Source organism: Flavobacterium palustre (assembly GCF_014639535.1).
GTDB classification, from domain to species: domain Bacteria; phylum Bacteroidota; class Bacteroidia; order Flavobacteriales; family Flavobacteriaceae; genus Flavobacterium; species Flavobacterium palustre.
Genome location: NZ_BMGA01000003.1, coordinates 95,433 through 118,566, shown reverse-complemented (window position 1 = coordinate 118,566; position 23,134 = coordinate 95,433). Strand labels below are relative to the sequence as shown.

Annotated in this window: 18 protein-coding genes; 15 read left to right on the top strand and 3 right to left on the bottom strand. The window is 35.0% G+C overall.

Annotated features, from left to right (window positions below; all coding sequences use genetic code 11):
- The first annotated feature begins 62 nt into the window (after window positions 1-62).
- The 13 genes from IEV84_RS07525 to IEV84_RS07465 all read left to right on the top strand — a co-directional run bounded on the left by IEV84_RS07525 (window position 63) and on the right by IEV84_RS07465 (window position 16,847).
- Entirely contained in the window at window positions 63-2,084 is a 2,022-nt protein-coding gene (locus tag IEV84_RS07525) for a DUF2264 domain-containing protein (protein ID WP_188493682.1), read from the top strand.
- A gap of 151 nt (window positions 2,085-2,235) precedes the next feature.
- Window positions 2,236-3,804, top strand: coding sequence for a rhamnogalacturonidase (locus IEV84_RS07520; RefSeq protein WP_229732632.1), 1,569 nt, complete (start codon window positions 2,236-2,238; stop codon window positions 3,802-3,804).
- A 33-nt stretch (window positions 3,805-3,837) separates the two neighbouring features.
- Window positions 3,838-5,202, top strand: a complete 1,365-nt coding sequence (locus IEV84_RS07515) for a TolB-like translocation protein (RefSeq protein ID WP_188493681.1) — start codon at window positions 3,838-3,840, stop codon at window positions 5,200-5,202.
- 99 nt (window positions 5,203-5,301) lie between these two features.
- The gene (locus IEV84_RS07510) at window positions 5,302-6,333 is read left to right on the top strand and encodes a GntR family transcriptional regulator (RefSeq protein ID WP_188493680.1); all 1,032 of its coding nucleotides are present in this window, start codon (window positions 5,302-5,304) and stop codon (window positions 6,331-6,333) included.
- A 128-nt stretch (window positions 6,334-6,461) separates the two neighbouring features.
- On the top strand, window positions 6,462-6,899 hold the full coding sequence (locus IEV84_RS07505; RefSeq protein WP_188493679.1) for a CBS domain-containing protein: 438 nt from the start codon (window positions 6,462-6,464) through the stop codon (window positions 6,897-6,899).
- Between the two features lie 532 nt (window positions 6,900-7,431).
- Window positions 7,432-8,502, top strand: a complete 1,071-nt coding sequence (gene rhaT / locus IEV84_RS07500; protein ID WP_188493678.1) for an L-rhamnose/proton symporter RhaT — start codon at window positions 7,432-7,434, stop codon at window positions 8,500-8,502.
- A 32-nt stretch (window positions 8,503-8,534) separates the two neighbouring features.
- Window positions 8,535-10,670 (top strand): bifunctional aldolase/short-chain dehydrogenase, encoded by a 2,136-nt coding sequence (locus tag IEV84_RS07495; protein ID WP_188493677.1) that lies wholly within the window; start codon window positions 8,535-8,537, stop codon window positions 10,668-10,670.
- Window positions 10,671-10,847: 177 nt separating this feature from the next.
- Window positions 10,848-11,162 (top strand): L-rhamnose mutarotase, encoded by a 315-nt coding sequence (rhaM, locus tag IEV84_RS07490; RefSeq protein ID WP_188493676.1) that lies wholly within the window; start codon window positions 10,848-10,850, stop codon window positions 11,160-11,162.
- A 15-nt stretch (window positions 11,163-11,177) separates the two neighbouring features.
- A complete protein-coding gene (locus IEV84_RS07485; RefSeq protein WP_066329692.1) occupies window positions 11,178-12,452 on the top strand; it encodes a sugar isomerase in 1,275 nt (424 codons plus the stop codon).
- A gap of 147 nt (window positions 12,453-12,599) precedes the next feature.
- Entirely contained in the window at window positions 12,600-13,952 is a 1,353-nt protein-coding gene (locus IEV84_RS07480; RefSeq protein ID WP_188493675.1) for an FGGY-family carbohydrate kinase, read from the top strand.
- Window positions 13,953-14,137: 185 nt separating this feature from the next.
- On the top strand, window positions 14,138-14,872 hold the full coding sequence (locus IEV84_RS07475) for a (Fe-S)-binding protein (RefSeq protein WP_188493674.1): 735 nt from the start codon (window positions 14,138-14,140) through the stop codon (window positions 14,870-14,872).
- Entirely contained in the window at window positions 14,869-16,260 is a 1,392-nt protein-coding gene (locus tag IEV84_RS07470; RefSeq protein WP_188493673.1) for a lactate utilization protein B, read from the top strand. Before IEV84_RS07475 ends, IEV84_RS07470 begins: the two co-directional genes overlap by 4 nt.
- Window positions 16,260-16,847, top strand: coding sequence for a LutC/YkgG family protein (locus IEV84_RS07465; protein ID WP_188493672.1), 588 nt, complete (start codon window positions 16,260-16,262; stop codon window positions 16,845-16,847). The genes IEV84_RS07470 and IEV84_RS07465 overlap by 1 nt, the downstream gene beginning before the upstream one ends.
- A 162-nt stretch (window positions 16,848-17,009) precedes the next feature.
- Here the strand turns inward: IEV84_RS07465 and msrB are convergent, their stop codons facing one another.
- Both msrB and IEV84_RS07455 read right to left on the bottom strand, forming a co-directional pair.
- On the bottom strand, window positions 17,010-17,456 hold the full coding sequence (msrB, locus tag IEV84_RS07460; RefSeq protein ID WP_188493671.1) for a peptide-methionine (R)-S-oxide reductase MsrB: 447 nt from the start codon (window positions 17,454-17,456) through the stop codon (window positions 17,010-17,012).
- Window positions 17,457-17,461: 5 nt separating this feature from the next.
- Window positions 17,462-17,896, bottom strand: a complete 435-nt coding sequence (locus tag IEV84_RS07455; protein ID WP_188493670.1) for an META domain-containing protein — start codon at window positions 17,894-17,896, stop codon at window positions 17,462-17,464.
- A 147-nt stretch (window positions 17,897-18,043) separates the two neighbouring features.
- Here IEV84_RS07455 and IEV84_RS07450 point away from each other — a divergent pair, with 147 nt between their 5' ends.
- Together IEV84_RS07450 and IEV84_RS07445 are read left to right on the top strand one after the other, a co-directional pair.
- Window positions 18,044-18,493 carry an OsmC family protein gene (locus IEV84_RS07450; protein WP_188493669.1) on the top strand — a complete coding sequence of 150 codons (450 nt, stop codon included), beginning with the start codon at window positions 18,044-18,046 and terminating at the stop codon, window positions 18,491-18,493.
- Window positions 18,494-18,651: 158 nt separating this feature from the next.
- Window positions 18,652-19,389 (top strand): SDR family NAD(P)-dependent oxidoreductase, encoded by a 738-nt coding sequence (locus IEV84_RS07445; protein WP_188493668.1) that lies wholly within the window; start codon window positions 18,652-18,654, stop codon window positions 19,387-19,389.
- On the opposite strand, the gene IEV84_RS07440 is transcribed toward IEV84_RS07445, so the two are convergent.
- Window positions 19,386-23,114 carry a metallophosphoesterase gene (locus IEV84_RS07440; RefSeq protein WP_188493667.1) on the bottom strand — a complete coding sequence of 1,243 codons (3,729 nt, stop codon included), beginning with the start codon at window positions 23,112-23,114 and terminating at the stop codon, window positions 19,386-19,388. The two genes, IEV84_RS07445 and IEV84_RS07440, sit on opposite strands and share 4 nt — an antisense overlap.
- Window positions 23,115-23,134 lie beyond the last annotated feature (20 nt).

Genomic DNA, 23,134 nt, shown 5'->3' with positions numbered 1-23,134 from the left:
CCGTTTGTTGAATTGACTTTTTATCTTTGAAACAACTATAACCAAAATTTTATTTAAATTTTATGAAAAACCACCAACTTTTAGTTTTGTTACTTTTATTGGGTTTACCAATATTTGCACAGTCCGAAAAATCAAAATCAGCTAATACTGTTTTCGAAATAAAAAATCCCGATTTTAAATTAAGTCCTGAAACAGGAATGACAAAGCAACATTGGAAAGATGCTGCGATGTATCTTTTGAAAGGTGCTTTTGGATATATTCATTCGTTAAACGATCCTATGAAATTCCCAAAACAGGAAGGGAAAAGTTATCCGCAGGATGAGGGGAAAGTGCCAACAGAAAAATTGGAAGGCTTATGCCGGACTTTGTTTGTTGCCGCTCCACTTTTAAAAGAAAATCCAAATTTGGTAATTAATAACATTAAAGTTGCCGATTATTACCGACATCAAATAACTCAATTAACTAATCCTCAAAGTGCTTCCTATATTGTTCCGCGATCTAAAAATGGCGGTCCAAGTCAGAATTTAGTGGAATTTGGCGCCTTATCTATTTCGTTGTTAACTAATCCGGAAGTGTTATGGGATCCTTTAACCCAGGAACAAAAAGATGCTTTGGCAAAAAGTATGTTAAGCTATGGCGATGGACCGACGGTGGATTCAAACTGGAAATTCTTCAACATTTTTGTATTGAGTTTCTTTAAACAACAGGGTTATGCGGTAAACGAAAAATTATTGGTCGAATATTTAGATAAATCCTTGAAAGATTATCGAGGAAATGGCTGGTACAACGACAGTCCTGCTTATGATTATTACAGTATGTGGGCTTTTCAGATGTATGGTATGATGTGGTCAGAATATTTTGGAAAGAAAAATTATCCGGAATATGCCGCCAAGTTTGAAGCTAACTTTGCCGATTTAAACAATAATTATCCGTATTTATTTAGTCAAAATGGCGAAATGATTGTGTGGGGCAGAAGCATGAGTTACAGAGTGGGGGCTGTGATTCCGTTTCCATTGATGGGATTTCAAAAAGATTCCTCAATTAATTATGGATGGATGCGAAGAATAGCTTCGGGAGTAATCAAACAGTTTTTTACGCATCCTGATTTTATGCGGGATAATGTTCCTACGCTTGGGGTTTATGGACCTTTCGAACCTGCCGTACAGGTTTACAGCTGTCGTGGAAGTGTGTATTGGATGGGAAAAATCTTTTTTGGATTATTAGTTCCTGATGATAGTCCGTTTTGGACAGCCAAAGAAAATAACGGAGCCTGGGAAAGCGAATTCAAAAAAGATAAAGTGTATAATAAATTTCAGGGCGTTTCTGAAATTCTGATTACCGATTATCCAAATATTGGTGCTTCGGAAGTAAGAGCCTGGTGTCATGCAAAGGTTAAAGACGATTGGCAAAAATTCCGTTCAACAGAAAATTATAACCGACTTTCTTATAACAGTGCTTTTCTTTGGCAGGCTGATGGCGAAAATGGCGAAGTAGCGATGAATTATGTTATCAAAAATAAATCGGACAAATGGGAAGCTTTTCGATTATATAAATTCAAAAAGTTTGAAGACGGAATTTACTATCGTGATGTAGTTTTAGAAACTGATGCGAATGTAAAATTTAATTTAGCAGATATTCCATTGGCAAACGGAATTTTGAGAGTTGATAAAAATAATAGTGTTACGCCAATTTCGATGCGATTAGGACATTATGCGTTGCCGAAATTAGATGGTGAAATAAAAACGACTGTTCGAAAAATAAAAGGATATGAAGTCACCATTATTGATAACGGAAAATACCAATTGGCAACGATTCCGCTTTTAGGCTGGGATAAATCTGAAGTGGTTCAGGCAAAAGGTTTGCATCCTGAAGCCAATGAAAGTTCGGTTATTAATCTTTCGAAAAATGATGTTTCTCAAAAAGACGAATCCAAGGTTTACGCAACTTTGATGTTGTGGAAAAAGTCAGGTGAAAAATGGAACAATAAAGAATTGTTAGCCGTTAAAAAGATTGATTTTTCTCCTAAAGAAAATACAGTCAATGTTTCTTTAGCAAATGGAGAAAATAAAATCGTGAAGTATTAAAGTTTAGTTTTTTTAATAAAATTGAAACCAGTAAAAATGATTCTTTACTGGTTTTTTTATTTGAAATATTTTATACAGGATGGTGCAGGATGAATATTAGTCTTCAATTTGTAAATTGCATAGAATTATTTTAAAAAATATTGTCGCTAGTATGAAAAAAAATATACCCTTTGCCAAACAGTTTTTGTTTAAGAGCCAAATGTGTTTGTGCTTTTTATTATTGAACTTAATTTATGTTCAAGCTGCTCCCGAAACCACTTTTAATGTTAAAAACTTTGGGGCTAAAGGAGATAGTACTACACTAGACACCCAAGCGATTAATAACACTATCGAAGCGGCTGCCAAGGCAGGAGGTGGCACTGTTTATTTTCCTGCGGGAACTTATCTTAGTTTTTCTATCCGACTTAAAAGTCATATTTCACTTTATTTAGATCAGGGTGCAACTATTTTGGGAGCAACGCCATCAGGTGATGTGGGTTATGATGCTCCAGAAACGGCAATTAACGATACTTTTCAGGATTTTGGGCACAGCCATTGGCATAACAGTTTAATTTGGGGCGAAAATCTGGAAGACATTTCAATCCTTGGTCCGGGAATAATTCATGGAAAAGGATTGTCGAGAAGTGGTCCTTACCGTGCACCTATTGGAAATAAAGCGATTGCTTTAAAACTTTGTCGTAATGTGATTTTGAAAGATTTTACTATTTTGTACGGTGGACACTTTGGAATATTAGCAACAGGAGTTGATAATTTGACAATTGATAATCTGAAAATTGATACCAACAGAGACGGAATTGATATTGATTGTTGTAAAAATGTTCGCGTTTCTAATTGCAGTGTGAATTCTCCATGGGATGATGGAATTTGTTTAAAAAGTTCGTTTGCTTTGGGTTTTGCCCGTCCAACCGAAAATGTAACGATTACTAATTGCAGCGTTAGCGGTTTTGATCGCGGTACTTTTTATAATGGAACTTATCAGCGCAATGAAGGGCATTTAGTTCCTGATAAAGAAGGACCAACCGGACGAATTAAATTTGGAACTGAATCAAATGGAGGTTTTAAAAATATAACAATCAGTAATTGTGTTTTTGAATATTGCCGAGGACTGGCACTCGAAACAGTTGATGGCGGTTTGCTGGAAGATGTAACTATTAGTAATATTACGATGCGTGATATTATTAATTCTCCCATTTTTTTACGCTTAGGCGGAAGGATGCGTGCGCCAGAAAATACTCCAATTGGCGCTTTGCGACGAATTAATATCAGTAACATCAACGTTTATAATGCCGATTCTCGTTTTGCTACTTTAATTAGTGGTATTCCCGGGCATGATATTGAGGATGTGCGTTTGAGTAATATTAGTATTTGGTATCGTCCGCTGGATGCTGCATCAAAAGAGAGTATTCAACAAGAAGTTCCTGAATTCGAAAAAGCCTATCCGGAACCACAAAAATTCGGAATAATTCCAGCCTATGGTTTTTTTATTCGTCATACTAAAAATATAGAATTGAATAATATCAATCTGCATTTGATGGGTAATGAAACGCGTCCAGCCCTAATTGTAAACGATGTAAATGGTATAAAACTTCGAAACATAACTTTGGATAAAGGAACAAATTCGGCATCGCTTGTAATGAAGAACGTAACTAATTTATCTGTAAAAGACAGCGAACCTTTGAAGGATTTAGATATCAAACAAATCCAAACAAAAAGTTATTAATACTTCTTCCGCCATCTATTAAATTTATATTTTATGAAACAGCATATTTTAATTGTTCTTAGTAGTTTGTTATTTGTGTTTTCGAATGCCAATGCTCAGATAGGAAAACGTTTTCCATCGGAAAAAAAAGTAGTGAAAGATCCTGTAACTGGAACAATGCTCACCTTTCTTACCAGTAAACCCATGGGCGATAATAAAATTTATCAAACACATAATCAATGGACATCGGATGGAGAATGGCTTATTTTTCGTTCGAATAGAGTTGAAGGCGAAGCGATGGCTGTACATGAAAAAACAGGCGAAATGGTTCAGGTAACCGAAGGTGGTTATACCGGAATGCTAAATGTGGCGCGCAACAGCATGAAACTTTTTTTCATGAGAAAACCGTTTAATAATTCTGTGAAGAATAACAAAGTATCTAAACCACAGCAGGAAGCGATGCAAATTGTAGAAGTAGATTTGGAAAAATTATTTGCAGATAGTAAAATTGGGAAGCTAAAAAAAGCAGAGGCATACCAGCGAATTTGCGGTACCATTAAACCGGAAATGGGAGCAGGAGGCGATTTGGCTTTGGATGGAGATGAAAATTGGGCTTACTTTAGAGTTGGAAAAGAAGAAGCTGCCAGACATTTAGCTGCTGATGTAAAATTAGAAGAAAGTTACGGACCGAGAAAAATGGGTGCCGGACCAGCTGGAATTGCTGCGATGAATGTACATACAGGCGAAATAAAATATGTAGTATCGGTTCCTTTTCAAATTGGACATATCCAAACGAATCCATGGGTAGCGGGCGAAATTATTTTTTGTTGGGAAACCGGAGGGAAATCGCCGCAGCGTACCTGGACAGTAATGAGTGACGGAACGGGGCTTCGCCCGTTATATCCTGAATCGGAGTATGAATGGGTAACCCACGAAGCTGTGATTAGTAAAGACGAAGTGGCAATAGCTATTATGGGACATCGTAAAATTCAGAGTATCGATACAACAGGAACAGCAGTAAGTGGAGCAAATCCCGGTCAGGAAGCTGCCTGGGGAGTTTCGGGAACCAGAGAAAAACCTACGGGACTGGCTATTGTGAATTTGCGTACAAGAGAAATGAGAATAGAAGGACAAACAGAGAAAGGAAGTGGTTTGTGGCATGTAAGCGGTTCGCCGGATGGTCGATGGGCTGTAGGAGATGATTTTTCGAGAAGTATTTATCTCATTGATCGTCATACGCATGAGATGATTTTACTTTCTACTGGTCATAAAGTCACGGCATCCGATCATCCACATCCTACGATGAGTCCTGATGGGACTAAAATTCAAATCCAGTCGGCTATGCTAAGTGAAGACAATCGCAGTATGAATATTTGTATCATTTCAGTGCCAGAAGATTGGTTGAAGAGGAAGTATTGATAAAAATGAAATACACCGTTTCATGAATTAAATTTATGAATTAGAGTTTTTTTTAATCACTATATTTGAAGTCTGTTTTTTAATTTCAGCATACAATTAATGAAAAAAACTTCTAAAATAGACAGTCTTAGTATTGATGAATTTTCAGCAACGCCCAAATACCAACAACTGGTTAATGCGATATTGAATGCCATTAAGCAAGGTGTTTTGAAAAAAGGCGATGCTATGCCTTCTATTAATGAGTTGAGTTTTCAATACGAAATTTCGAGAGTAACCATAGAAAAAGGCTATAATATCCTCAGAAAAATGGGTATTCTGGAAGCTTTTCACGGCAAAGGTTATTTTATTGCCAATACCGATGTTTCGCAGGATATTAAAATATTTTTAATGTTCAATAAGCTTAGTGCGCACAAAAAACTCATTTATGATGCTTTTGTGGAAACATTAGGAGATAAGGCGGCAATTGATTTTTATGTGTATAATAATGATTATGCGTTGTTTAAAAAATTACTCCAACAACAAAAAAATGAATATACGCATTATGTGATTATTCCTCACTTTATTGAAAAATCGGATGCTTATCGAAAATTAATAGACGAAATTCCGAAGGATAAATTGATCTTGGTGGGAAAAAAACTCAGGGGAATTTCAGGAGAATTTGCTACTGTGTATGAAAATTTTGAGCAGGATATTTATAGTGCATTAAGTAAGGCTTTAGAACCATTGAGTAAATACCATACTTTAAAATTAATTTTTCCGGTCAATAGTTATTTCCCAAAAGAAATTGTAAAAGGTTTTGAAAACTTTTGTTATAACTATGCTTTTAATTTTAAGGTAATTAGCAATCTTGATGATGAGGAGGTAAAAGAAGGAGAAGTTTACATTAATTTGATGGAAGAAGATTTGGTAAAAATCTTAGATAAAATTATAAGTTTAAATCTAATACTCGGAAAACAGGTAGGTTTGATTTCTTATAATGAAACGCCTCTTAAAAATTACATCATGAGCGGACTTACGACCATTTCCACCGATTTTAAAACCATGGGAATTACAGCTGCTAATTTAGTTTTAAATAATTCCAAAGAGCATATCGAAAATCCTTTTAAGTTGATTCTCAGAGGGTCATTGTAATTAGACTTACGCGGGTATTTCAAAGTTTTTCCGGAAGAATACAGGATTAAAATAGGAAGATAGTTAGTTTGTCTTTTTCTGTTTTCGTTTTTTTTCGTTAAATTTATAGGTACTTAAAAATAACTGTCATGACTGTAAATCAAATATTAAGCGTGAAAGGAAGCGAAGTTTACTCTATAGTTTCTACTATTACGGTATATGAGGCTTTGAGAATAATGGGAGAGAAAAATGTTGGAGCAGTTTTAGTTATTGAGGATAATGTTCTAAAAGGAATTTTGTCTGAGAGAGATTATGCCCGAAAAATTGCTTTGAAAGACAAATCTTCAAGAGATACACTGGTACGTGAAATCATGGATACCGACTTGATTACGGTAAAACCAACGGACAAATTGGATTATTGTATGGATTTGGTTACCAATAAAAGAATCCGACATTTACCTGTTTTAGAAGATAATCAGGTTGTTGGTGTTATTTCAATTGGAGACGTGGTTAAAGCAATTATGGAAAATCAAAAACACACTATAGATTATCTGGATTCCTATATTGCAGGAACTAAGGCGCAATAAAATTATATGATGACCATTATACTAATCAATCATTGTTTTAGCTTTCTTTGTATCCATGCTTATTCAGGATAATTTTAATTTCTTTTTCCTTAAAAATTACTTTCACTATATTCTTGATAATCGCTGTATCATTTATCAATTGATGGTGCCTGTGTACCGGGTTTTCGAATAAATTCAGAAAGCTTATTTCTTTGCTTATCTGGTTCTGCGACTTTAATATTGAAAGTTGTATCGTAAGTTTTCTTTCTTTTTTTATACGTTAAAAAATTAAGATTTTAGTTTTATCTTAGTCTGTAAGCTAAATCAGTATGTCTAAAAAACAGCAGATACTAATTTTATCAGCTGTAGTTGTAAAAATTAGCTTTTTCCGGGTTTAATTCTAATTGAATTCTAACAAATAGTATAAAATCTGTCATAAATGTGTAAAAAAAGTATAAATAATGCGAATACAAGGACTGTACAGGACAGTTTTTATTTTCCTTTTTTTTTATTTTACACTTCTATTAATTAACCTTTAACTCAAATTTATTTTATGGAATCAATTCTTGGTATTCTTTTTCACTCAATAGGAGGTTTTTCTTCCGGAAGTTTTTATATGCCTTTTAAAAAGGTTAAAGGTTGGGCTTGGGAAAGCTACTGGATTGTAGGAGGATTTTTCTCCTGGTTGATTGTTCCGCCTATTGCGGCTTATTTAACCATTCCAAATTTTACAGATATTATTAGTGCTGCCGCACCTTCAATAAAAGCCTTTACTTTTTCAATGGGATTGATTTGGGGTATTGGAGGATTGACTTATGGATTAGGGGTTCGTTATCTAGGGATGTCATTAGGGAATTCCATTACATTAGGATTCTGTTCGGCTTTTGGAGCTTTGGTGCCGCCTATTTATTATAATTTCAATCCTACTGAAGGGAAAGAATCTTTTACAGCAATGGCTTCCACTTCCGGAGGACAATTAGTTTTAGTTGGTGTGTTGGTTTGTATTTTAGGAATTGTATTCTTAGGAAAAGCAGGTACACTTAAAGAAAAAGATTTTGCAGTAGGTCATGAAGACAAGGATAAAGATTTTAATTTAGTAAAAGGGCTTATTATTGCCGTTATTTCAGGGATTTTAAGTTCATTCTTTAATTTTGGAATCGAAGCAGGAAAACCAATGGCAGATACTGCTAATGAGGCTTGGAAAGCATTAAATCCGGGACAGGGTGAGTTTTTATATCAAAATAATGTTACTTATGTAGTGTTACTTTGGGGAGGTCTTACAACCAATTTTTTATGGTGTATGTATCTTAATTTTAAAAATAAAACTTTTGGTGATTACACGAATAAAAGTACCCCAATTTCAAAGAATATTTTGTTTTCAGCAATAGCAGGAACAATGTGGTTTTTACAATTCTTCTTTTACGGAATGGGTGAAAGTAAGATGGGGAATGGAGCCGGTTCTTGGATTTTACACATGTCAACTATTATTTTGACAGCTAATTTCTGGGGATTTTATTTGAAAGAATGGAAAGGAGTTTCTGATAAGACTTATAAAGTTTTCTTCTTCGGAATTGCTTTAATGTTCTTGTCAATCGTTTTGGTTGGTTTTGGAAACTCATTATAAGAAAAGAATAACAATTTAAATTTAATATAACAATGTCAAATACAAATACAATGACTTTTAAACACGTAAGTTACCTATGGGATGATGCTAAGGCTGCTGAATTAGCAGGGGATGAAGTAGCACTATTTATTTATCGCTCTAATTTATTAGGAGCGGATTTAAGATTAACGAACTACGGAGGAGGAAATACTTCTGTAAAAATTACTGATAAAGATCCATTAACTGGAGCTGCTACTGAGGTAATGTGGATTAAAGGTTCTGGTGGTGATATTGGAACATTAACAAAATCAGGTTGTGCTGCTCTTTACTTAGAAAGATTACGCAACTTGGAAAACGTTTACAGAGGAATCGAGCATGAAGACGAAATGGTGGAATTATTCAACCACTGTATTTTCGACTTAGCTTCTAAAGCGCCTTCTATCGATACGCCTTTACACGGTTTCTTACCATTTGCTCACATCGATCACTTGCACCCGGATGCTGCTATTGCTATTGCAGCTGCAAAAGACGGTAAAAAAATCACTGAAGAATTATTCAACGGAGAGATTGGATGGGTTGGATGGCAACGTCCGGGCTTTGATTTAGGTTTGCAAATGCGTGCTTGCCTTGAAGAAGCTGCTGCAAAAGGTAAAAAATTAAAAGGAGTAATGTTAGGATCTCACGGATTGTTTACTTGGGGAGATACTTCATACGAAAGTTATGTAAACACTCTTGAAGTAATTGAAAAATGTGCTGAGTATTTAGAGTCTAACTACGGAAAAACGCGTCCTGTTTTTGGAGGTCAAAAAATTGAAAGCCTTCCGGTTGAAGCTCGTAAAGTACAAGCTGCTAAATTAGCTCCAATCTTGAGAGGTTTCTGTTCTTCTGAGCGTAAAATGATTGGTCACTATACTGATGACGCAAGAGTTTTAGAATTCATCAACTCAAATGATTTAGAGAAATTAGCTCCTCTTGGAACTTCTTGTCCGGATCACTTCTTGAGAACTAAAATCAGTCCTTTAGTAATTGAATTGGCTCCAAACGAAGATTTATCAGACGTTGATGCTATCAAAGCGAAGTTAACTCCGGCTTTTGAAGCTTACCGTCAAATGTACACTGACTACTATAATACTTGTAAAAAATCAAACTCACCAGCAATGCGTGATCCAAACCCGGTTGTAATTTTATATCCAGGAGTAGGTATGTTTACTTTTGCAAAAGATAAAACAATGGCTCGTTTGGCATCTGAATATTATACAAATGCTGTAAACGTAATGAAAGGTGCTGAAGCTGTTTCTGAATATACTTCATTGCCTCACCAAGAAGCTTTTGACATCGAGTACTGGTTGTTAGAAGAAGCTAAATTACAACGTATGCCAAAACCAAAAGCATTATCCGGAAGAATCGCTTTGATTACAGGTTCTGCAGGAGGAATTGGTAAGGCTATCGCTAAGAAATTTGCTGAAGAAGGTGCTTGTATCGTAATCAATGATATCAACGAAGAGCGTTTAGAAGGAGCAACAGCTGATTTTATCAAATCTTTTGGAAAAGATGCAGTTTCAAGTACTTTATTAAACGTAACTGATGATGCTAGTACAGCTTTAGCTTTAGATGCTGCTTGTTTAGCGTTTGGAGGAGTTGATATTGTAGTTAACAATGCCGGAATCAGTATTTCTAAATCAATTGCTGAACACTCATTAGAAGAGTGGGACAGATTATACGATATCTTGGTTAAAGGACAATTTATTGTTTCTAAAGCAGGAATCGAAGTAATGCGTAAACAAGGATTTGGTGGAGATATCGTAAACATCGTATCTAAAAATGCAGTTGTTGCAGGACCAAACAACCCTGGTTACGGATCTGCTAAAGCGGCTCAGGCTCACTTAACACGTTTGATGGCTGCTGAATTAGGAGCTGATAAAATCCGTGTGAACACAGTTAACCCGGATGCTGTAATCTCTGATTCAAACATTTGGTCAGGTGGATGGGCTGAAGGACGTGCTAAAGCTTACGGAATTACTGTAGCTGAATTGCCAGCTTACTACGCTAAGCGTACTTTATTAAATGAAATTATATTACCGGACGATATCGCTAACGCATGTTACGCTTTTGTTGGAGGTTTGTTAAGCAAATCAACAGGAAATGCATTAAATGTTGATGGTGGAGTATCTATGGGCTTTTATAGATAGTTTTAGATGTTAGTTTTTAGATTGATTTATCTAACGTCCGATTTGTTTCGGGCGTTAGATTTTTCTTAATCTGATTACTGCATTTTTAATTTTTTTTTTCCTTCTATTTTAAAACAATTATTCATAACAATTTAAGGTTTTAAAAATTGTTTGAGTCTACCACAATAATTTCCGCTTATGAAAAAAGTAGCATTTAAAATGCAGTTGCATCAAGGTCAGGTTCAGGAATATCAAAAAAGACATGATGAATTATGGCCGGAATTAGCCGATTTGTTAAAAAGCGTAGGAGTAGAAGATTACTCTATTTTTTTTGACGAAAGTACACATGCCCTTTTTGGTGTTTTAAAAATTGAAGATCCAAGTCGTTTAGACACACTGCCTCAGCATCCTGTTATGCAAAAATGGTGGAAATATATGGGCGATATTATGGATGCCAATCCGGATAATTCCCCAGTGAGTGTTTCACTCAAAGAAGTTTTCTATTTACCTTAAAAAATTATAATTATCATGATATTAGATTCTAACAAAGTAGCTGCTCATAATGACGGTCTTTATACAGCTCATAAAAATAAATTAGTTTTCACAGCTTCTGAAATTGCAGAAACTGAAAGCATCATTAAAAAATTAATCGATTTCCAAATTGCTATCCCATCTTGGGCTTTAGGAACCGGAGGAACTCGTTTCGGACGTTTCCCTGGTGGTGGTGAGCCTCGTTCTTTAGAAGAAAAAATCGAAGATGTAGGTTTGTTACACGCTTTGAACAATGCTTCAGGAGCTATCTCATTACACATCCCTTGGGATATCCCAACTGACCGTAATGCTATCAAAGCTTTAGCAGCTCAACACGGTTTGAAATTTGACGCTGTTAACTCTAACACTTTCCAGGATCAGGCTGATAGTGCTTATTCTTATAAATTTGGTTCATTGCAAAATGTAAACAAATCAATCCGTAAACAAGCAGTTCAACACAATATCGACGTAATCCAACAAGGTGTTGAGTTAGGTTCTGAGTCGTTAACTGTATGGTTAGCTGATGGATCTTGCTTCCCTGGACAATTGAACTTCCGTAAAGCTTACGAAAACACTTTAGAAAGTTTACAGGAAATTTACGAAGCATTGCCTTCTAACTGGAAATTATTCTTAGAGTACAAATGTGCTGAGCCTAATTTCTACTCCACTACAGTTGCTGACTGGGGACAATCTTATTCTTATGTGAAAAAATTAGGTGAACAAGCTAAAACTTTAGTTGATTTAGGTCACCACCTTCCAAATGCTAATATTGAGCAAATTGTTTCTTTATTATTAATGGAAGATAAATTAGGAGGTTTCCACTTTAACGACTCTAAATACGGAGATGACGATTTAACTGCAGGTGCATTAAAACCTTACCAATTATTCTTAATCTTCAATGAATTAGTTGAAGGAATGGATGCAAGAGGAATGAATCATGCAACTGACTTAGGTTGGATGATTGATGCTTCTCACAACGTAAAAGATCCAATGGAAGATTTATTACAATCTGTTGAGGCTATCATGATTGCTTATGCTCAGGCACTTTCTGTAGATAGAAAAGCATTGGAAATTGCTCAAAATGAAAATGACGTAGTTAAAGCTCAGGAAATTTTACAAAATGCTTTCCGTACTGATGTTCGTGCATTAGTAGCTGAAGCTCGTTTGCGTGCTGGTGCAGCTCTTAATCCGGTAGCTTTATACCGTGAATTAGGAGTACGTGATGCTTTAATTGGAGCAAGAGGATTGAAAACTGTAGCAACAGGATTATAATTTTGAGTTATGAATTATGAGTTATAGGCTAAGTCTTTTTGTTTAATATTAAAAACAAAAAGACTTAGCTTAATAACGTTGAACTCTTTGAGTCAAATAATAATTCCTTAATTCTATAATTAATAATTCATAATTTATAATTAGCTAATGAATGCAGTAGCCATTTTCGACATTGGAAAAACAAATAAAAAAGCCTTTCTATTCAACGAAAGCTATCAAATAGTTTGGGAAAATTCAGTAAACCTTCCTGAAACAGTTGATGAAGACGGTTTTCCATGCGAAGATATTGTAGCGCTAAAAGACTGGTTTTTGGGTTGTTGGGAAGAGATGAAATCTCAAAAACAATACAATTTAAAAGCAGTTAATTTTAGTACTTATGGTGCTAGTTTTGTGTATGTTGACAAAGAAGGAAATCCTTTGACGCCATTGTACAATTATCTGAAACCATATCCTGAAAATCTTAAAAATGAGTTTTATTCTAAATACAAAGGAGAAGAAGTTTTCGCAGTGAAAACTGCTTCTCCGGTTTTAGGAAGCTTGAATTCAGGAATGCAAATTTACCGTTTGAAAAACGAAAAACCGGAGGTTTTCGATAAAGTAAAACACTGTTTGCATTTGCCTCAATACATGAGTTTTCTTTTAACCAAAGAAGGATTTACTGATATTACCAGCATTGGTTGTCATACTAATCTTTGGAATTTCAATAGAATGAAATACCACAAATGGATTAAAAAGGAAGGAATAACTGAAAAATTGCCTCCAATTCACGATTCTGAAGAGGCTATTACCGTTGAAGGTGATATCGCAGTAGGGATTGGGTTACACGATAGTTCTTCGGCTTTGATTCCTTACATTATCAATTTTGAAGATCCGTTTGTATTGTTGTCAACAGGAACCTGGGTAATTACAATGAATCCTTTCAATAGCAAAAAGTTGACTTTTGACGAATTGCAAAACGACTGCCTGTGTTTCTTACATTATAAAGGAAAACCGGTTAAGGCTTCCCGTTTGTTTGCAGGAAATGAGCATGAAATTCAGTCCGTAAAATTGGCAAAGCATTTTGATGCGCCAATCGATTCTTACAAACACGTTCTTTATGATAAAGACATCATTACTAAGTTGAGATCTAAATTCAAACAATATACTAACGGTGATAGTGATATTCTAAAAGATTGTCCTTTCAATGAAAGAACTTTATCTGATTTTGAAAATTACGATGAAGCTTACCATCAGTTAATGTTGGATTTAATAGCCCAACAAATTGTTTCGACCAATTTAGTGATTCACAACAGTCCGGTAAAGAAAGTTTTTGTGGACGGAGGTTTTAGTAAAAATTCGATTTACATGAATTTGTTAGCCGAAGCTTACCCAACAATGGAAGTGTACGCCGCATCCATGGCGCAGGCCAGTTCGTTAGGAGCAGCCTTAGCCATTCATAAAAATTGGAACACCAAACCAATTCAAAATGATTTAATAGATTTGAAATTTTACAAACATTAATATCTAACTTTGCCTATCATCATTCAACAAAAGAATATTGATAGGCAATTTTACATAAAGTGTTAAACAATTAAAATAACCCTATGAAATGAGCATAACTTTTAATTAGTCAGAAGAACTAATAACAGCTATGCGAATTACCCCCGATAGCTATCGGGAGACCTTTAAAAAATAAATATCTGCATATGAAAGTTGGACTTTTTATACCTTGTTACGTGGATCAGTTTTATCCGCAAATAGGTATTGCAAGCTTAGAATTATTACAAAAATTAGGATGTGAAGTAAGTTTTCCAATGGATCAAACTTGTTGTGGACAGCCAATGGCAAATAGCGGATATGCTCATTTAACCGGCGGATGTGATACTAATTTTGTGAATAATTTTTCTGAATTTGATTATATCGTTTGTCCTTCCGGAAGTTGTACCCTGCATGTGAAGGATCACCTTCATTCTAAGGAGAATGAAGCTGCTGCTACGCATATTAGAAATAATGTGTATGAGTTGACGGAATTTCTAACCGATGTATTAAAAGTAGAATCTATCGAAGGAAATTTTCCTTATAAGGTAGGAATGCACCAAAGTTGTCACGGCCAGCGTGGATTAAAGCTTTCTCAAATGAGTGAGTTGAATGCGGCACCTTTTTCTAAACCGGAACAATTATTAAGCAAAATCAAAGGTTTAGAATTAGTTTCTTTAAGCAGAAAAGATGAATGTTGTGGTTTTGGTGGTACTTTTTGTGTAACCGAAGAAGCTGTTTCTGTAAAAATGGGACAAGACCGTATAAAAGACCACGCAGCACACCAGGTGGATTATATTACCGGTGGAGATATGTCATGCTTAATGCACTTAGAAGGAATTTTAAAAAGACAAAAAAGCAATATTAAAGTAATTCACATTGCCGAAATATTAAACTCAATATGAAAGAAAACACAATAGATCACAGTACAGCGGCAGCTACTTTTAACAAAGATGTAGAACGTGTCAACTGGCATGATGAAACGCTTTGGTTTGTTCGTTCAAAAAGAGATAAATCAGCTCATGCTATTCCTGAATGGGAAACGCTTCGTGAGACTGCTTCAAATATAAAAAACAATGTGCTTTCAAATATGCATCATTATTTGCAGGAGTTTGAGGCTAAAGCAAAAGAAAACGGAATCATTGTTCACTGGGCTGCTGATGGAGACGAACACAATAAAATAGTACATTCGATTATTGCAAAGCATGGTGTTACCCAAATGGTAAAATCCAAATCAATGCTTACAGAAGAATGTCATTTGAATGAATATTTAGCGGATAATGGAGTTGAAGTAATTGATTCCGATTTAGGGGAGTTTATTGTTCAATTAAGAAAAGAACCGCCAAGTCATATTGTATTACCTGCTATTCACCTTAAAAAAGAAGATGTAAGTGATACTTTTCACGAACATCTTGGAACAGAAAAAGGGAATAACAATCCACAATATTTAACCGAAGCGGCTCGAAAAGAATTAAGAGATACGTTCTTAACCAGGAAAATAGCCCTTACGGGAGTGAATTTTGCTGTAGCTGAAACAGGTGAATTTGTAGTTTGTACCAATGAAGGAAATGCCGATATGGGCGCGCATCTTGCCGATGTACATATTGCCTGTATGGGATTTGAAAAATTAGTTCCTCAACGCAAACATTTAGGTGTTTTCCTGAGACTTTTAGCCAGAAGTGCTACAGGACAGCCAATAACCACTTTTTCAAGTCATTTTAAAAAACCAAGAGAAGGGCAAGAAATGCACATAGTTATTGTTGATAATGGCAGAAGTACTCAATTAGGACGTGAAGAATTTAGAAATTCACTAAAATGTATCCGTTGCGGGGCTTGTATGAATACTTGTCCAGTTTACAGAAGAAGTGGAGGACACAGTTATCATAATGCAGTGGCAGGTCCTATAGGTTCTATTTTGGCACCCAATTTAGACATGAAAAAGAATGCCGATTTGCCTTTTGCAAGTACGCTTTGTGGTTCTTGTACCAATGTTTGTCCGGTAAAAATTGATATTCACGATCAGTTGTACAAATGGCGTCAGGTATTAGTAAAAGAAGGTTATACACCTACTTCTAAAACTGTTGCCATGAAAGGAATGTCAGCAGTTTTAGCAAATCCAAGCGTTTTTAAAATTGCTGGTAAAGCGGGAAGGTTTGTTATTAAAAATATGCCTTTTATGGTAAATAATAGCATGAATGCTTGGTACAATCAAAGAGAAATGCCAACGCCTCCACAAGAATCATTTAGAGAATGGTATGCTAAAAAGCAAAAAGAATCTAAAGACAAAAAATAATGAGCAGCAGAGACAGTATTTTAAATAAGATAAAAAGTAATCAACCTTCTTCAGTCAATGAATTGCCTGATCTGAGTGTTTTGGGATTAGAAAAATTTGACGTTATTGAAACCTACAAAACGGTTTTAAAAGGTATTGGAGGTTTTTGTGAAGAAGTGAGTAGTTTAGACGAAGTGAAAAACTATATTGCGACACATTATCCAACTGAAAAAAGAATGATTACTACCATTTCGGAATTAGCAGACATTGCCGAAACCGAGTGGACAAATGATGATCCGCATAGTTTACAAAATGTAGAATTAGCTGTTATAAAAGCACATTTAGGTGTTGCCGAAAATTCAGGTCTTTGGGTAACGGATGCTATTTTAGGACAAAGAGTTTCTCCTTTTATTCCGCAATATTTAGCTATTATTGTTAATAAGAATGATATTGTTCCTACAATGCAACAGGCTTATGAGCGCATTGGAGATTTAGATTATGGTTTTGGAACTTTTATTGCCGGACCTTCTAAAACTGCCGATATTGAGCAATCATTAGTTCTGGGAGCTCACGGGGCAAGAGGATTAACCGTGTTTTTGATGAACTAATTTAGTTTTTTTAATTAAACCATTAAGATATTAAGGAAATTAAGAATTCAAACTTATAAACTTAATTCAAAAAATAAACCTGACAGATTGTAAAAACCTGTCAGGTTTACTATTTTAAAGATTTACTAAACTTAATTTCCTTAATATCTTAATGGTAAAAAACTATTCTTTTATTTTTTCCAAAGAGAGAGCATTGATGCAATAGCGCAAACCACTTGGTTCAGGACCATCAGGAAATACGTGTCCGAGGTGCGCATCGCAAATATTGCAAATACATTCAATGCGAATCATTCCATAACTGGTATCCTTGTGGTAAGCTACATTTTCAATAGCAATTGGTTGGGTGAATGAAGGCCAGCCGGTTCCGCTTTGAAATTTAGTTGTAGCATCAAAAAGGGGAGTTTTACAACATTTGCAGGCATATTTTCCGGCTTCAAACAAGTTGCACATTTCAGAACTATGGGCTCTTTCAGTTCCATGTTGGCGGGTCACGTAGAATTCTTCAGGAGTCAATTCTAATTCCCATTCTTTTGCTGTTTTTTCTACTCTTTTTGGCGGAGTAGGATTGCCGTGAGTGGCAAATTTTATAAGATTATTCCAGTTTAGCATAGTATTTATTTAAGATATACAGCCACAAATTTGGCTAATGGCGCCATACGGGCCTTATTTAACTGTAAGGTATCATTTTTTACGGTATAATTATCGGCAGTTTCCAAAACTTTTATAAAAGCTTCTTCAACAGTTGGTTTAATACAGGCCATTCGGGTCATTGCTGTATTGTACATGGCAATTCGATTGGTCTCAGTAGTTAATTCATAAGTTCCGGAAAAAGAATTGCAGCCACTGTTTCCAGTAATTCTATTTTCCTTAGCTTTTAATATAAAATGAGGTTCTTTAAAATAATTTTCAGATGTGACTTTTTGACCTCTGATTTCAATTAATTTCCAATATTTTTCCTGAAGTTGATTTGCTGCTGAAGCATTTTTTTTAGCAGTGCCGCAAGAAAATAAAAGTAGGGATACAATTCCGAGACTTATATATTTTTTCATTTTAGTTTGTTTTGATAATTTGAAGCTATTGCAAATATAACGAAGGGACTACACTTTCATTGTTGATAAAATTCTATTTTTTTCAGTAAACAAACATTAGCTACCAACTGTTATTATTTGGTTATATTTGATTTTTAAAGATTAGCTATGGCATTTAAACATTTATTCAAAGCAAAATTAGATTGGAATTCAACCCCCAAAAGATATCAAAAAAGCCATCAAATTGCCATTGAAGGAAAAGAAATACTTAATGTTTCGGCGGCAAAAGCTTTCAAAGGTGATCCCGCTTTATACAATCCTGAAGATTTGTTGTTGAGTGCCGTTGTTTCCTGCCACATGATGTCGTATTTGTATGTTTGTGCCCAAAACGGAATTGAAGTACTTTCTTATCAGGATAATGCCGAAGCAGATTTAGAGGTTTCTCATAATGGTTCCGGCCGTTTTACAGAAATTCGTTTATATCCAAAAGTAATTATCAAACAAAACGAAAAAATTAATGAAGCATTGAATTTGCACCTAAAAGCAAACGAACTTTGTTTCATTGCGAATTCCTGTAATTTTCCGATTGTACATTTTCCGGAATGTGAATCAGAATAATATTTTGGAAAATTGATAAAAGACTTAGCGAATGAATTTACATAATTGTCGTTTTTGTTCTAAAAACGGTTAAATAAGTGTGCTGCTTTCTTATTAATCAGCTTATAAAAATGATTATTTTTGGGCTTTTTAATCAATTTATTTAATAAAAATATATTATGAGTGCTAAAACAGCTATAGTAACAGGAGGAAATTCAGGTTTGGGTTTTGCAACAGCAAAAAAATTATGTGATAACGGTATTAAAACTTATATCATTGGACGTACCAAAGATAAAACCGAAGCAGCCTGTGCTGAAATAGGTGCTAATGCCATTCCTGTAATTTTTGATTTGAATAATTTAGAGGGAATTCCGGCTATGATTGCCGAAATTACTAAAGAAGCACCAATTGATATTTTAGTAAATAATGCCGGTATTAACTTGAAGAAAGAATTTACCGATGTTACTGATGCCGATTTTCTTTCTGTGATACACACTAATCTTTTAAGTGTTTTTTCTGTAAGCAGAGAGGTTGTAAAAAACATGAAAGAACATAAAAACGGAAGCATTGTTAACATTAGTTCTATGGCTTCTCAATACGGAATCCCAAAAGTAATTGCATACAGCGCCAGTAAAGGAGCTATTGAAGCGATGACCCGTGCTATGGCAGTTGAGTTGGCTTCTTTTGGAATTCGTGTGAATTGTATTGCTCCGGGATTTATCAAAACCAAAATGTCAGCTAAGGCTTTAGATACTGATCCGGAAAGAAAAAACAAGGTTTTAGGAAGAACCCCAATGGGATTTTTAGGCGAGCCGGATGATATTGCCGATGCAGCTTATTTTTATGCTACAGCCGAATCTAAATATGTAACCGGAACGGTTTTACCGGTAGATGGTGGAAATAGTATCGGGTTTTAAAAACCAAATCCCAGTCCAAAAGCAATTCGGGCTTCTTCATCGGCGCTTTTAAAATAACTTAATCGCGCCGTTATTGTATTAATTCCGTTCAGCCATAAACCTCCACCTACAGATTGATGCCATTGGTCAGAATTTTCATTGTTTAGCCAAACTCTTCCATAGTCATACCCGCCAAAAAAGCCATAAGACATTGGAATTAGGCCGTTTTTAATCTTTCCAATAGAAAAACGCACATCACTACTTTGAAAAAATGATTGATTCCCAATGAAGCGTTGGTTTCTAAATCCTCTTAAATCATAATCCCCGCCTAAGGCAGCTGCCTGATAAAATTCGAAATTATTATTTAAAATCGCTTTTCCTTTCAATAAAGTAGCCAATACGATTTTTCCCTGACGGTCAATTTTATGATTAAAATTGATTTTTGATTCCAGGGTTGGAAAATTTTGTTGGCTGTTGTTAAGATTCATTTTCCAATTAGCCGAAACCAAAAATCCCATTCCCATAGTTGGCAGCGAAGCATTGTCGTAATTTTCATAGCCGTATTCAGCTGTTGCTCCTGCAAATTGCTGATGTTGGAAGATTTCAGAATTAACAATATTCGGAATTGAAATAAACCGACCGGCAGTATTTTCTATTTCAATATTCTCATAAGCAAGCTGGAAACTAAAACGACTACCTGATCGTCCTGTTTTTTCGATTTTAGGAGCCAATTTCAACATTCGGATGTGTACTCTGTTGTAATCCATTCCGTTGATTTCGTCAGTATTAGCAGTGTTATTTCCGTAACCAAAATAGTTAATAGCAAAGTTAGGACTGGTAAATTGCGAGTCAAAACCAAAGTTCCATTTTCCAATCATTTTTGGAACATCTAAATGGTAGTTTAACTCAAAACCATCCGTTGCAAAATAATAATTGGCTTTAATAGTATGTTTTAACGTATAAGGATTTTGTTTGAAATGATTTATGGCGTAATTAGCCATGATTCCCAGTTTTATCCCATCATCAGGATTAAATCCAATGGATGGCAAACCCGAAAACGCATTGTATTTTGGCTTTTGATAATTGTATAAGTTGATTTCATAATCATCAGTTAACAAAGTTTTGGTGCTGGAATCCGTTTCAAAACTGTTCTTTTTTGATTTGAAATCGATAATACTAATATTTTTTCCGTTAGAAATTCTATAGTTGTCGTGATTTTGCCCTCCAATCAATTTTATTTTGATAGCTGATTTTTGAGTGTTTTGTAAATCAAAAATATCTTCGTCGTCTAAACCGTAAATCCAGATGTTTTTAGTGACATGTTTATCAAAAGTTTTGCTGTAAACTACTTCTTCTCCTTCTTTTTTGATTCTAAAAACAGTTATTTCAACTTGGTCTTTAGAAATAGGTTTAATGTTAAAACGGTCTTTTTTATTAGTTCCAACAATTAGTACTGTTTTTTGTAAAACCTTATTGTATTGACTCGCATAATTGGATAATGCGGCTTTTCGAAGTTTTAATTTTTGTTTAATATCCGCAATAGTTTCATCCAGAATTTCCTTTGGTAAATTATCAAAAGCAGCATCAATAGCTGAATCGCTTAGATTTTTCTGAATAAATTGAGCCTGAGTAATCCAGTCTTTTTCGGTCGCGTTTTTTAGAAAAGCGATGTCTAATGGATAAGCTTCGCGATTGAACCATTTTACATTTTTAATATCATTTTTAAAACTTTGCATGTGGCGAAGTGCGGGAATATTCATTATTAAAGACAACAAAGCACCATCGTATTTTGAAAAAGCCTGATCGCGATCTCGGGGAATAGGTTTGTAAATAATTTTATTGCCAATTTTGTATTCCGCCCAGCGCCATTGATCAAAATGCCTGTCCCAGTCGCCAATGAGCATATCAAACAAGCGTGCTTTGATGTATTCGTTTTCATCAACCGCATACTTTTCATCTTTTTGTAAATTTTCAAGCAGTTCGTCGGTTCCAATAATCGCTTCGGATTTTCCAAAGTTAGGAAGCTCTTTTTGACTGTCAGAAGATCTTTCTTCAACAAGGTACAATTCATCTCCAAAATTGCTGTTGAATTCGCCCAATGCTTTTTGTTTTGGAATATAATATAACTTTGGGTTACTGTGTAAAACACCGATTTTATCCGCCAAATTCCCAACAGCCAACGGTGCATACGGATGCGAAGTGGTATAGAAATCATACAGGAAATTCTCAGCATAGGTGTTTTCAAATTCATTTACGACATATTGGTCTTTAAAGGCAACACTTTGCAAAAAGCGGCTGGCACTTTTCTTTAAAGCCCGCATTACATATTCTTTTCCATCTTTAGAATCAAGTCGCAGGGATTTAGACTGATGACCGCCTCCGGCTCTGGAAGGAGTAACGCCACCATAAAGATTATTTAATGAAACGACAGGAACTTCAATGAATTGACTGTAATATTTTCGGTAATGTGTACCTAAAAGGAAATTATGAAACGCATTTTTAGAGGTCATTTCGGGACTGTAAATGCTGGCTTTTGTGGTGGAGGCAAAAGTCTCAGGATAGTTGTGAATAATCTCTTTTTTAGCTTCAAAAACTGTTTTTTCGAATAAAACTGTGGATTTGTTGTTTTCAATACCAAAGTATTTAATCACGCTTTTTCCGTTAGTGTAAGTTGTTAAAGTGGCAAATCCGTTTTTGCCATACGAGAAATCATTTGGATGTATTGCTTTTGCAGCTTCTGATTTTGAACCGGCACCGCTGATAATTTGTTTGATGTTTTCGTCTTCGATATATTGCAAATTATGATCGTGTCCTGAAACGACAATTACATTATCCTGATGCTGTAAAAGTGTTTTCAGGCGTTTTACTAAGATCTGATATTGTTTGTTTTGAATGTCCTGTGGACTAACTCCGGATGTTTTTCTCAAGAAATTGACAAAGGTTCCTATTACAGGTAAAGGGATTTTTTGTTCTAATGGGAATAGTTGTTTTTCAAGTGAAAATTGTCCGCCATGAGTTCCGTTACTCATTAACGGATGATGAATAGCGATAACTACCGTTTTATCTTTGTTTTTGTTGAGAATACTTTCAAATTCTTCAAAAAAAGCTTCACGTGTTTTGATACTGCAATCGTCATTAATGGTTGGAATTCGGTCCCAATTTTCCAAAAACCATTCGCTGTCAATAGTAACTAAACACAGTTGATCGTTTATTTTTTTATCATCAATAGGACAGCCATTAGCAGGAAGAAAAGCCTTTTTTTCGCTCAGATAATTGTTTACTATTGTTTCCTGTCGTTTTAGCCCGTTAATGCCTGAATACCAATCGTGGTTTCCGGGAATAAAAATGGTTTTCCCTTTAAAATTTTTAGAAAGCGCAAGTTGAAGTTTTATTTTTTCCAGCGCAATATCGTATGCGGCTTTGTCTTTTTCATCCGGCATTCCTTTTGGGTAAATATTGTCTCCTAAAAACAATAAAGTCGCATTTTTTTCGGATTGACTAAGTTGATCTTTTAAAATACCCAGCAGTTTTTGAGCATTTTCTTCATCGGCATTTCCGGCATCGCCAATTAAAAAAAAGCGGTGTGCAATTTTTGCGGTATCCTTTTCGTTAGATAGTGTGATTTTTTTTGAATCTTTTCCCCACTGTGCATGGTATGTTGCACAAGACGTGATTACTGATAAGATGAAAAGAGAGAAAACAAATATTTTAATTTTGATGAATCGCATATCCGAAAACAATTTCATAATTTAGTAGTATAAAAAAT

Excerpts from the sequence above, each read along its gene's own strand:
- IEV84_RS07525 (WP_188493682.1), top strand. The coding sequence starts at position 63 with ATGAAAAACCACCAACTTTTAGTTTTGTTACTTTTATTGGGTTTACCA.
- IEV84_RS07520 (WP_229732632.1), top strand. The coding sequence starts at position 2,236 with ATGAAAAAAAATATACCCTTTGCCAAACAGTTTTTGTTTAAGAGCCAA.
- IEV84_RS07515 (WP_188493681.1), top strand. The coding sequence starts at position 3,838 with ATGAAACAGCATATTTTAATTGTTCTTAGTAGTTTGTTATTTGTGTTT.
- IEV84_RS07510 (WP_188493680.1), top strand. The coding sequence starts at position 5,302 with ATGAAAAAAACTTCTAAAATAGACAGTCTTAGTATTGATGAATTTTCA.
- IEV84_RS07505 (WP_188493679.1), top strand. The coding sequence starts at position 6,462 with ATGACTGTAAATCAAATATTAAGCGTGAAAGGAAGCGAAGTTTACTCT.
- rhaT (WP_188493678.1), top strand. The coding sequence starts at position 7,432 with ATGGAATCAATTCTTGGTATTCTTTTTCACTCAATAGGAGGTTTTTCT.
- IEV84_RS07495 (WP_188493677.1), top strand. The coding sequence starts at position 8,535 with ATGTCAAATACAAATACAATGACTTTTAAACACGTAAGTTACCTATGG.
- rhaM (WP_188493676.1), top strand. The coding sequence starts at position 10,848 with ATGAAAAAAGTAGCATTTAAAATGCAGTTGCATCAAGGTCAGGTTCAG.
- IEV84_RS07485 (WP_066329692.1), top strand. The coding sequence starts at position 11,178 with ATGATATTAGATTCTAACAAAGTAGCTGCTCATAATGACGGTCTTTAT.
- IEV84_RS07480 (WP_188493675.1), top strand. The coding sequence starts at position 12,600 with ATGAATGCAGTAGCCATTTTCGACATTGGAAAAACAAATAAAAAAGCC.
- IEV84_RS07475 (WP_188493674.1), top strand. The coding sequence starts at position 14,138 with ATGAAAGTTGGACTTTTTATACCTTGTTACGTGGATCAGTTTTATCCG.
- IEV84_RS07470 (WP_188493673.1), top strand. The coding sequence starts at position 14,869 with ATGAAAGAAAACACAATAGATCACAGTACAGCGGCAGCTACTTTTAAC.
- IEV84_RS07465 (WP_188493672.1), top strand. The coding sequence starts at position 16,260 with ATGAGCAGCAGAGACAGTATTTTAAATAAGATAAAAAGTAATCAACCT.
- msrB (WP_188493671.1), bottom strand. The coding sequence starts at position 17,456 with ATGCTAAACTGGAATAATCTTATAAAATTTGCCACTCACGGCAATCCT.
- IEV84_RS07455 (WP_188493670.1), bottom strand. The coding sequence starts at position 17,896 with ATGAAAAAATATATAAGTCTCGGAATTGTATCCCTACTTTTATTTTCT.
- IEV84_RS07450 (WP_188493669.1), top strand. The coding sequence starts at position 18,044 with ATGGCATTTAAACATTTATTCAAAGCAAAATTAGATTGGAATTCAACC.
- IEV84_RS07445 (WP_188493668.1), top strand. The coding sequence starts at position 18,652 with ATGAGTGCTAAAACAGCTATAGTAACAGGAGGAAATTCAGGTTTGGGT.
- IEV84_RS07440 (WP_188493667.1), bottom strand. The coding sequence starts at position 23,114 with ATGAAATTGTTTTCGGATATGCGATTCATCAAAATTAAAATATTTGTT.